10 protein-coding genes and 1 pseudogene are annotated in these 9664 nt (G+C 73.9%); 6 read left to right on the top strand and 5 right to left on the bottom strand.

Features of this window, described 5'->3' with window-relative positions:
* Window positions 1–36 precede the first annotated feature (36 nt).
* Together ABZ646_RS32220 and ABZ646_RS32225 are read right to left on the bottom strand one after the other, a co-directional pair.
* Window positions 37–1194 carry an NAD(P)/FAD-dependent oxidoreductase gene (locus ABZ646_RS32220; protein WP_360526691.1) on the bottom strand — a complete coding sequence of 386 codons (1158 nt, stop codon included), beginning with the start codon at window positions 1192–1194 and terminating at the stop codon, window positions 37–39.
* Between the two features lie 198 nt (window positions 1195–1392).
* Window positions 1393–2036, bottom strand: a pseudogene (locus ABZ646_RS32225) (Tat pathway signal sequence domain protein); the annotation flags it as partial.
* A 177-nt stretch (window positions 2037–2213) separates the two neighbouring features.
* Between ABZ646_RS32225 and ABZ646_RS32230 the strand changes: the two are divergent.
* Genes ABZ646_RS32230 through ABZ646_RS32240 form a run of 3 tightly spaced genes read left to right on the top strand, consistent with a single transcriptional unit; the run spans window position 2214 to window position 4156 of the window.
* A complete protein-coding gene (locus tag ABZ646_RS32230; protein WP_360526694.1) occupies window positions 2214–2591 on the top strand; it encodes a Zn-ribbon domain-containing OB-fold protein in 378 nt (125 codons plus the stop codon).
* Window positions 2592–2634: 43 nt separating this feature from the next.
* Window positions 2635–3240 carry a GNAT family N-acetyltransferase gene (locus ABZ646_RS32235; protein WP_360526697.1) on the top strand — a complete coding sequence of 202 codons (606 nt, stop codon included), beginning with the start codon at window positions 2635–2637 and terminating at the stop codon, window positions 3238–3240.
* A 40-nt stretch (window positions 3241–3280) separates the two neighbouring features.
* Window positions 3281–4156, top strand: coding sequence for a GNAT family N-acetyltransferase (locus ABZ646_RS32240; RefSeq protein ID WP_360526700.1), 876 nt, complete (start codon window positions 3281–3283; stop codon window positions 4154–4156).
* 44 nt (window positions 4157–4200) lie between these two features.
* Here the strand turns inward: ABZ646_RS32240 and ABZ646_RS32245 are convergent, their stop codons facing one another.
* The gene (locus ABZ646_RS32245; protein WP_360526702.1) at window positions 4201–4872 is read right to left on the bottom strand and encodes a pyridoxal 5'-phosphate synthase; all 672 of its coding nucleotides are present in this window, start codon (window positions 4870–4872) and stop codon (window positions 4201–4203) included.
* A 142-nt stretch (window positions 4873–5014) separates the two neighbouring features.
* Here ABZ646_RS32245 and ABZ646_RS32250 point away from each other — a divergent pair, with 142 nt between their 5' ends.
* Window positions 5015–5479 carry a hypothetical protein gene (locus ABZ646_RS32250; RefSeq protein ID WP_360526705.1) on the top strand — a complete coding sequence of 155 codons (465 nt, stop codon included), beginning with the start codon at window positions 5015–5017 and terminating at the stop codon, window positions 5477–5479.
* A gap of 23 nt (window positions 5480–5502) precedes the next feature.
* Here the strand turns inward: ABZ646_RS32250 and ABZ646_RS32255 are convergent, their stop codons facing one another.
* Window positions 5503–6516: an expansin EXLX1 family cellulose-binding protein gene (locus tag ABZ646_RS32255; RefSeq protein ID WP_360526708.1), complete on the bottom strand. Its 1014-nt coding sequence runs from the start codon at window positions 6514–6516 to the stop codon at window positions 5503–5505.
* Between the two features lie 132 nt (window positions 6517–6648).
* Complete coding sequence (locus ABZ646_RS32260) at window positions 6649–7818, bottom strand: acetyl-CoA acetyltransferase (protein ID WP_360526711.1); 1170 nt, start codon at window positions 7816–7818, stop codon at window positions 6649–6651.
* 98 nt (window positions 7819–7916) lie between these two features.
* Here ABZ646_RS32260 and ABZ646_RS32265 point away from each other — a divergent pair, with 98 nt between their 5' ends.
* Entirely contained in the window at window positions 7917–9101 is a 1185-nt protein-coding gene (locus ABZ646_RS32265; protein ID WP_360526714.1) for an acyl-CoA dehydrogenase family protein, read from the top strand.
* Window positions 9098–9568: a nitroreductase family deazaflavin-dependent oxidoreductase gene (locus ABZ646_RS32270; RefSeq protein WP_360526717.1), complete on the top strand. Its 471-nt coding sequence runs from the start codon at window positions 9098–9100 to the stop codon at window positions 9566–9568. The genes ABZ646_RS32265 and ABZ646_RS32270 overlap by 4 nt, the downstream gene beginning before the upstream one ends.
* Window positions 9569–9664 lie beyond the last annotated feature (96 nt).

Raw genomic sequence — 9664 nt, forward strand, 5'->3', positions numbered from 1 at the left:
AGCAACACGACGTGTACGTAAGGAGGTTGAGGCTCTCTACGCCGTCCGCAGGCGCTTGGCGAGCGCCTTCGCGATCTTCTCCGCGTCGCGGGCCATCTCGCGGAACATGCCGCTGATCGGGTTGGTGTAGCCGGTGAAGTAGAGGCCGGGGGCGTTCCCGGGGGTGCGGGCGCCGTGGGCGAGCGGGCGGCCGCGGTCGTCGAGGACGTCGAGGTGGCCGACCAGGCCCTCCAGGCCCCGGACGTACCCGGTTGCGGCGATCACCGCGTCGGGGGAGGTGCGGGTGCCGTCGGCGAGGGCGACCTTGCCGTCCTCGAAGCCGTCGACGGCGGCCACGATCTCGACCCTGCCCCGCCGCACCGCGTCGATGAGGCCGACGTCCAGGACCGGGATGGAGCCCTGCTTGACCCGGCTGTAGAGGCCGGTGTCGGGGCGGGGCAGGCCGTGGGCGGCCAGGTCGGGCACGCTCACCTTGGCCATGGTGCGGGCGAGCCGGTCGACCAGGCGGGTGGGCAGCCGTCGTACCAGGATCGAGTTGTACTGGGCGGCCCAGCCGGCCGTGGAGCGGCGCACGATGTGCGGGACCGTGCGGACGGCCAGCCGTACCCGGGCGGCGCCGCCCTCCACCAGGTCGACGGCGATCTCGGCGCCGGTGTTGCCGACCCCGACGACCAGCACGTCCTGACCGGCGAACGGCCCGGCGTGGCGGTACTCCCCGGCGTGCAGGAACCGACCCCGGTAGCCGTCCAGGCCGGGCCAGTCGGGGATGCGCGGGGTGTGGTTGAAACCGGTGGCGACCACCACCGCGGAGCCGGTCAGCTGCCGCCCGCCGGACGCGTGCAGCAGCCAGCCGTCCCCGCCGGGCGAGCGCTCCACCCGGGAGACCTCGACGCCGGTGACGATCTCCAGTTCGTGGTGCTCGGCGTACTTCTCCAGATAGCGCACCACGTCGTCGCGGGAGACCCAGCGGCCGAAGCGGCGCGGCATGGGGAGCCCCGGCAGGGCGGACAGCCGGCGGGTGGTGTGCAGGTGGAGGCGGTCGTAGTGGCGGCGCCAGGACGCGCCGACGCTGCCGGACTTCTCCAGGACGACGGCACGGATGCCCCGGGCCCGCAGCGCGTACGCGACGGCGAGACCTCCGGGGCCGGCGCCGATGACGTAGACGGGCGAAACGGTGGGGGGAAACACGGCCATGAGCGCGAGCGTAATCACGCTTCACGTTGATGGGTCTCGGTCAAGACCGGAATTGGTTGCGGATTGATCACACCCGTGGAGAAGTAGGTGAGATTTGTGGCGTAGCCCACTTGGTCTGAACGGAAACGGAAGAGACGGGGCGCGAAAAAGGCCCGTGCCGTCGGGCTCCGGTGCGCTGCAGCTGCGAGAGCCGGCGCGGGCCGCCAGGTTGGCGGAGGCGACGTGCGAGGTGTCGGAGTCGTTGGTGCCGAGGCGGAGCCGCCAGTGCCTGGCCCGGCGGTCGTTGACCTTCTCCACCAGGTGGTACATCGGGTTCATCAGGTGCAGCTTCTCGGGGATGTCGGCGGCGACCCGCCCGCTGCTGAGCCCGGTGCTGTCGTGCTGCGCGCCGTACGCCGTGAAGTGACGGCTCTCGGTGGTGCCCGCGCCGAACTCGTTGTTCTCGCCGGCCGACAGGTCGAAGGCGTCGAAGGCCGGGGTGTCCTTCTTCCGGGCGCCGACGTGGGTGAGGAAGTCGTCCCAGGTGAAGGTGGCCCGGCCGGCCGACCAGGTGATGAAGGGGTGGGCCGCCAGGTACGTCTCGCGGTCCGCGTCCGAGAGGCCCGTGAGGTACCTGGTGGCGGACGGCTGGAGGTAATGCAGGCCGCGCAGTTCAGCCCCGCCTGGTACTCGGCGAACTGCGCCTTCAGGTCCTTGGAGACGGACTGGTCGACCTGCTTGCCGCTGGACAGCGCGTTGGTGCCCCAGTTCCACTCGTAGGCGCCGTCGGCGTGCTCCAGGTCGGTGCTCGGGCACCAGGCGCCGGTCGCGAAGACGGCGAGCGGCTCCGCCGCGTCCGCCGCGTCCTCCCCTGGTCTTCCGGCGCCCTTGACCTTGCGTCCGTGAACGTAGGTGAGCGCCGACAAAATCGTCAACAATCTCCGGGTGATTCATGGGTGGCGCACGGCCCCGCGGCGAACGCACAGCCTTTTCGCCCCCGCCTCTCGGCTTTCCACCCCACCTGACGTACCGTCAGATGCATGGATCTCCCCGAGCCGGACGCCTTCACCCGCCCCTACTGGGAGGCCGCGGCCGAGGGCCGGCTCCTGCTGCGCCGCTGCCGCTCCTGCGGGCGGGCCCACCACTACCCACGGGAGTTCTGCCCGCACTGCTGGAGTGAGGACGGCACCTGGGAGCAGGCGACGGGCCGCGCGACCCTCTACACCTGGTCCGTCGTCCACCGCAACGACCTGCCGCCCTTCGGCGACCGCGTCCCGTACGTGGCGGCCGTGGTGGACCTGGCGGAAGGGCCGCGCATGATGACCGAACTGGTCGACACGTCCGAGCCGCGCGCCGGTCTCCCCCTGGAGGCCGCCTTCCGGCGCGGGGTACCGGTGTTCCGCCCGGCGGCGAGCTGAAACCGGCTGGGCCGCCACCTGCCCCACGGGTTTCAATGGGCGTATGGCCCTGATCGACGAACAACCCGCCGCCCGCCGTCCCGGCACCGCACCGCACGGTCACGGCCTGCGGCTCGACCGCTGGGACCCGGACACCGAAGCCCATGTGGAGAGCTGGCTGCGCGGCCGTACCGACCCCGACTTCCGCCACTGGAACACCCCGCTCACGATGGAGAGCGACCTCGTCGGCGCCCGGGCCGCCATGGTCAGACAGCAGGCACAGACGGAGGACGGGATCTGCGCGCCGTTCCGCGTCGCGGACGAGGCGAGCGGTGCGACCCTCGGCCACATCGGCATCAACCTGATCGACCGGGTGTTCCGGTCGGCCCGGGTCGGCTACTGGGTGCTTCCGGAGGCGCGGGGCCGCCGGGTCGCCACCCACGCCCTGGCCCTGGCCGCCCGCTGGGCCTTCACCGAACTGGATCTGTACCGGCTGGAACTGGGGCACGCCCTCGGCCATGAGGCGTCCTGCCGGATAGCGCGGACCTGCGGTTTCCGGCAGGAGGGGACACTGCGCGGCGCGATGTTCGAGGCGGGCAGGCAGGACGCCTTCCGGGACGTCCACCTGCACGCCCGCCTCGCGACGGACCCGGAAGCCGTCGACGCCTAATTCGGATGCCCGGCAGGGCGGTCGGGCGGGATCATCGACCATGGACCCCCGAACACGCACGCCCGCCTGGTACTTCACCGCCGACATCGATGAATTCCTCTCGCACACCCAGGACTTCCTGCACTCGCGGCCCGACCTGCACACCGTTCATCTGACGGTGACCGAGCAGCTGCGGCGGCGCGGACCGCGGGCCTACGGCGGCCGGCCGCCGCTCCTCGGCCGCCTGGTCCGGGCGGACGGCAGCGTGGGCGCCGCGCTGCTGCACACCCCGCCGTACGCCCTGCGCACCACCCGGCTCACGGCCGACGAGGCCGAGGCGCTGGTCACCGGTCTCCTCGGCCTCGGCCACCCCGTGACCGGCTTCGCCTCCGAGCGGGCCACGGCGGAGGTGTTCGCCGCCGCGTGGCAGCGCAGGACCGGGGCCTCCGCACGGCTCGGCGGACGCGAACGGCTGTACCGGCTGGCCGAGTTGACGGACCCGTCGCCGATGCCCGAGGGGCGGGCGCGGGTCGCGGGCGAGGCGGACCGGGAGCTGCTGATCCGCTGGTACGACGGGTTCGTCGCCGACGCGGGCCTGCCCGGCGGCCGGGGCGGCGGGGACTGGGCCGACTTCCGGCTCTCGTACGGCGGCGTCACCCTCTGGGAGACCCCCGAGGGCACCCCGGTCTCCATGGCCGGCGTCACCCCGACGGTCGCCGGACAGGCCCGGGTCGGGCCCGTCTACACCCCGCCGGAACTGCGCGGCCGAGGCTACGCCGGGGCGGTGACGGCGCGGGTCAGCCGGGCGGCGCTGGCCGCGGGAGTCGGCGAGCTCCTCCTCTTCACGGACCTGGCCAACCCGACGAGCAACGCCCTGTACCAGCGCATCGGCTACCGGCAGGTGGCCGACTGGGCGGAGTACGACTTCGCGGAGTAGGAATTCGCGCAGTAGGAATTCGCGCAGTGGGCCGAGCCCGTGGCCTACGGCCAGAGCAGTTCCCTGCGCCAGCCGCCGTCCGCCTCGGTGACGTACCGCAGGCGTACGTGCCGTCGGTCCGGGTCGCCCTGGAAGAACTCGACCTCCTGGGGGCGCAGCCGGTAGAGGGTCCAGGTCGGGGAGGGGGCGGACGGGTCGGCGCGGGCGCGTTCCCAGGCGGCCTCCGACTCCGTGCGGAGTTCCTCCAGCGAGGACAGGACACCGCTCTGGCGGCCGGTGAGCGCCGACGCGAGGGCACCCGTCGAGCGGGCGTGCAGGTCCGCCTGGCTCTCCCTGGCGGGCGCCGCAGAGACCGGGCCCCGGAGTCGGACCTGGCGGCCCAGCACCGGCCAGTAGAAGGCGAGGGCCGCGTACGGGTGGGCGCTCAGCTGGTGGCCCTTGCGGCTGGTGACGTGCGAGCCGAAGGACCAGCCGTGCGCGTCCGCGCCGTGCAGCATCACGATCCGTACGTCCGCCCGGCCCCGCTCGTCCGCCGTCGCCAGCGACACGGTGTGCGGCTCCGGCTGGCCGGCCGCCACCGCCTCCGCGAACCACGTGGTGAACAGCGGGAGCGGGGCGTCCGGCGCCGACGCCGGGTCGAACGGCCGTAGCTCCGTGGTCTCGGGGGACCAGACGCGGAGCGACTTCAGGAGCGTGTGGAGATCCGTTGCTGCCATGTGCCGAGTATCACTCGGGAGCCTCCCGCAGCCGCGTCATCAGGGGTCGTACGGCTCGTGCGCGTTCCCCGGCGCCGTACTTCCCGGACGCGGCCGGGCAAACCCCTGCGAACAGCTGTGCCCCGGACGCACACTGTCGGGCATGAGGGGACCCAGGACCGTGAAAGTGGCCGTACGCCACGTACGCGGCGATGTCGGGCGGCGTGGGCGGCGGACGGCCACCTGGGCCGCCCGTGACTTCCAGCTGGTCCGGCCGGCCGACGGCAGGGAACGCGTCGAGCTGGAGTGCCCGGTCTGCGCGGCCCCGGTCCTGGCCGAGGTGCGCGACCACGCCCGTACCCGGCGGGTCCGCGCGGGCTGGGGGGCGGCCTGCCTCCTCGCGCTCCTGCTCTTCGCCGTCTCGCTCGCCTGCGCCGTCCACGAGGGGAACCTTCCCGCGGGGCAGTCGGCGCCCGCCCTGTTCCCGCTCGGCGTGGCCGCGGCCGCCGTCTGCCTGACCCTGGCCCTGACCACGTTCGCGGCCCGCCACGCCCACACCGGCGTCAGACTCCTCCCCGACGGCCCCGCCCCCGACCGCGCCCACCGCATCGTCCCGGCGCGGCACTAGCGTCCTGCCTCGGTCCCTCGCCCTCAGTGCCGGGTGAACTGGAGTCCTGTCGGCTGGACCGTGTTCGGGCGTACCGGCAGTGCGGGGACGACGAGTTGTTCGCCGTAGATGTCGGTGAGCCGGATCTCGCTCCCGCAGCCGGTGCCCTGTTCGGAGAGGAAGTAGTTGTACCCGGTGCGGGTCAGCGCCAGCCAGCCGCCGCCGGTGCGCACTTCGAGCCGGGCCAGCGGGTTGCGGTGGCCGATCGCCTGGATGCCGCACCAGTACTGGCTGGAGCCGGTCTTGTAGCGGATCGAGACGGTGTCGGAGGTGGCGGGGCTGAGCAGGCTCCAGGTGACCGGGATCCGGCCGGCCGAGAGCGGCGCGAGCTTCGCGAACGCCTGCCGGCTCAGGTCGAGCTGGCCCACCGCGCAGGGCGCCGGGCACTCGTTGGTGATCCGTACCGTGATCGACGTGCCGCTCGCCGCGCGGACGGACACGAACGCCCCGCACGCCTTCGCCGTCTCGTAGTCGGCGGTGTTCATCGCCGCGGTCATCACGTCGGAGGTGGGGCCGTACGAGCAGGCGCCGTCGCCGTTGCCGATGTCGTAGGAGGTGGCGACCCCGTCGTAGGTGGTCCCGGGGCGGATCCGGCCGGGTGCGGGGGCGGTGGTGGTGGCCGGGGTGCGGGCGGTGCCGGCCGCCGCCCGCCGGGCCGGGGAGGCCGTCGACGGGGTCGCGGACGCCGACGTGGACGGCGTGCTGTGCTTGCTGCCCGTCGGTCTGGGCGTCGCCGACGACGGTGTCGGCGCCGTGGGTGACGCCGGCACCGACGCAGAGGCCGCTTCCGGCGCTCCGGCCGCGGTCGCCGAGGAGGTCGCGGACCCGGCACGGTCCTGCCCGGTGCCGCCCGAGCCGCCGGGGCGGAAGGCCACGATCAGGGTGACCAGCAGGGCGACGGCGGCGACGGCGGTCACCGCGAGCAACGGGCCGCGGACCGGGCGCCAGGCGAAGTTCCGGTCCGGCTGCGGGCGGTGGCGGTGTGAGGAGGAGGCCACGGAGTGATCCTTACTCGGTCGGCGGTGCACGTCCTTCGGACGTGAGAGCTTCCGGTACGGCAGTGGCCGCCGGGGCCGGAAAGGTTGCCGCGGCACGCCTGATCCTCCATACGGACACAGGCCCGGTTCGGCTCACCACCGCCCCAGCACCACCGTCCCCGAGGAGCAGAACCAGCCCCCCGTACCCGACGCCACCCCCAGCTCGGGCAGCCCCCCGCCGGCCCGCCGCACCTGCCGGTCACCGGCCTCCCCGCGCAGCTGCCGTACCGCCTCCACCAGGAGGAACAGGCCCCGCATGCCCGGGTGCTGGGCCGAGAGCCCGCCCCCGTCCGTGTTCACGGGAAGCTCCCCGCCCGCCACCCGCAGCCGTCCCTTCTCCACGAACGCCCCGCCCTCGCCCTTCGCGCAGAACCCCAGGTCCTCCAGCGTCACCAGCGTCATGTAGGTGAACGCGTCGTAGATCTCCGCGAAGTCGACGTCGGCAGGCGTGACGCCCGCCCGCCGGAAGGCCAGTTCGCCGCTGACCGCCGCCGGGGAGACGGTGAAGTCGGCCCACTCCGACATCGTCGCGTGGGACACGGACTCGCCCGTGCCGAGCACCCACACCGGCGCCGTACGGCAGTCCGGTACGTACTCCTCGGCCGCCAGCAGCACCGCCGCGCCGCCGTCCGAGCGGATGCAGCAGTGCAGCTTGGTGAAGGGGTCGGCGATCATCGGTCCGGACAGGACGTCGTCGACCGTGATCGGGTCGCGGAACATCGCCTCCGGGTTCAGCGCCGCGTTCGCCCGGGCCTGGACCGCCACCTGGGCCAACTGCTCGATGGTCGTACCGTGTTCGATCATGTGGCGGCGGGCGGCCATCGCGTACTTGGCGATGAGGGTGTGGCCGTAGGGGACCTCGAACTGGAGCGGGCCCCGGGCGCCGAAGGACAGGTTCCCGGTCCGGCGCCCCGCCCTGATGTCGGCGCGGGCCGTCGAGCCGTACACGAGCAGGACCGCGTTCGCGTGGCCCGCGGCGATCGCGTCCGCCGCGTGCGCCGCCATGACCTCCCAGGTGGAGCCCCCGACGGAGGTGGAGTCGGCCCAGGTGGGGCGCAGGCCCAGGTACTCGGCCACCTCCACCGGCGCGAGCGTGCCGAGTCCGGCCGACGCGAAACCGTCCACCACCTCCCGGCCGAGGCCCGCGTCGGCCAGCGCCCGGCGGGCCGCCTGGGCGTGCAGGGCGTAGGGAGTGGCCTCGTCCACCCGGCCGCAGTCGGAGAGGGCCACACCGACCACGGCGACCTTGCGGGGTCCAGTCATGAATCTGACGGTACATCAGATACGCCTGCTGCCGCCCCTGTGCATCTGCATCCGGCGCCCCTAGCATGACGTGCCGTCAGATCGTCAGGAGGTCCGTCATGGACACCCGCTTCACCGACGAGCAGGACGAGATCCGGCGCGCCCTGCGGGAACTGCTCCACAAGCGCTGCGGAACGGAGGACGTACGGGCCGCCGTCGACCGGGCACCGGGCCATGACCCCGCCCTGTGGACCGCCCTCGCCGAGCAGCTCGGCCTGCCCGGGCTCGCGCTGCCCGAGGCGTACGGCGGCGTCGGCTGCACCCTCATGGAGGTCGCGCCGGCCGCCGAGGAGCTGGGGCGCGCCCTGGCGCCCTCCCCGTTCCTCGCCACCGCCGTCCTCACGGCCCCGCTGCTCCTCGCCCTCGGCACCGGGGCCCAGCGCGCCGAGCTGCTCCCGAGGATCGCCGGCGGCGGCCTCACCGCCGCCCTCGCCGTCCCCGGCACCCGGCTCGCCGCCGCCCTCGCGCTCACCGGGCCGCTCGACGCCGACTGGGCCGGCGGCGGGCGGGCCGGCGGGGTCCAGGCGCGGCGCACCGACGGGGGCTGGCGGCTGTACGGGGAGGCCGACCAGGTGCTGGACGGGCACAGCGCCGGGCTCCTGCTCGTCCCCGCGCACGCCGGGGGGTACGCCCGGTCGCGCGTCCTGCTCTTCCTGGTGGCGGGGAACGCCCCCGGGGTCGTCCGGACACGGCGCACCGCCCTCGACCCGACCCGTGCCCAGGCGCGCGTACGGCTGCGGGACGTGGCGGCGGAGTTGCTGGGCGACGAGGACACCGACGTGCACCCCGCCCTCGCCGCCGTCGGGGACGCGGCCGCCGCCGTGCTCGCGAGCGAGGCCGTGGGGGCGGCCGACCGGGTGCTGGAGCGGACCGTGGAGTACGTGAAGCAGCGGGAGCAGTTCGGGCGGCCCGTCGGGTCCTTCCAGGCCGTCAAGCACCGGCTGGCCGACGTGTACGTGGCGGTGCGCGCGGCCGGGTCGGCGGCCTCCTACGCGGCCTGGGCGGCGGTCCGCGGCGAGCACGTCGGTGGGCTTGCGCTCGCGCAGGCGCTGGAGGCGCTGCGGATCGCCGCCGGGGAGGGGATCCAGCTGCACGGCGGGATCGGTTTCACCTGGGAGCACGAGGCGCACATGTACTTCAAGCGGGCCGCCGGGGACGAGCTGCTCTTCGGGCCCGTGCACCGGCTGCGCGACCACGCGGCCGGGCGGGCCGGACTGTTCGAGGGCGCGGGGGTGGCGATGTGATCGGGGAACGGCTGGTGCAGAAGGTGTCCGCCACGCGGGGGTTCGCGAAGGTGGCGCCGCATGTGGTCCCGGCGCTGGACCGCGCCGTGCACCGGCTCAGCCGGGGCCGGGTGCTGCTCAGCGCGCAGATGCTGCCCGGGGTGATCCTCACCTCCACCGGGGCGCGCAGCGGGCAGCCCCGCCGCACACCGCTCGCGTGCATGCCCGACGGCGACGGCTGGTACCTGGTCGGGTCCAACTTCGGGCGGACCGGTCACCCGGCCTGGACGCACAACCTGCTCCGGCACCCCGACGCCGAGATCAGCTGGAAGGGACGGGACATCCCCGTCACCGCCCGGCTGCTGACGGGGCAGGAGCGGGCGACGGCCTGGCAGGCACTGCTGGCGTTCTGGCCCCCGTACGCCGCCTACCAGGCCCGGGTGGACCGCGAGATCAGAGTCTTCCGACTCACCCGCAGGGCGCCCTAGGTGTATTGCCTCGAGAGGTTGGGAACGCGGCTGGCGGGTGGTTGGCCCTTCAGCGCGGTGTGTCCGCGGTGGTGATTGTAGGTGTGCAGCCAGCCG

This window comes from Streptomyces sp. NPDC007162, from assembly GCF_040634175.1.
GTDB lineage: Bacteria > Actinomycetota > Actinomycetes > Streptomycetales > Streptomycetaceae > Streptomyces.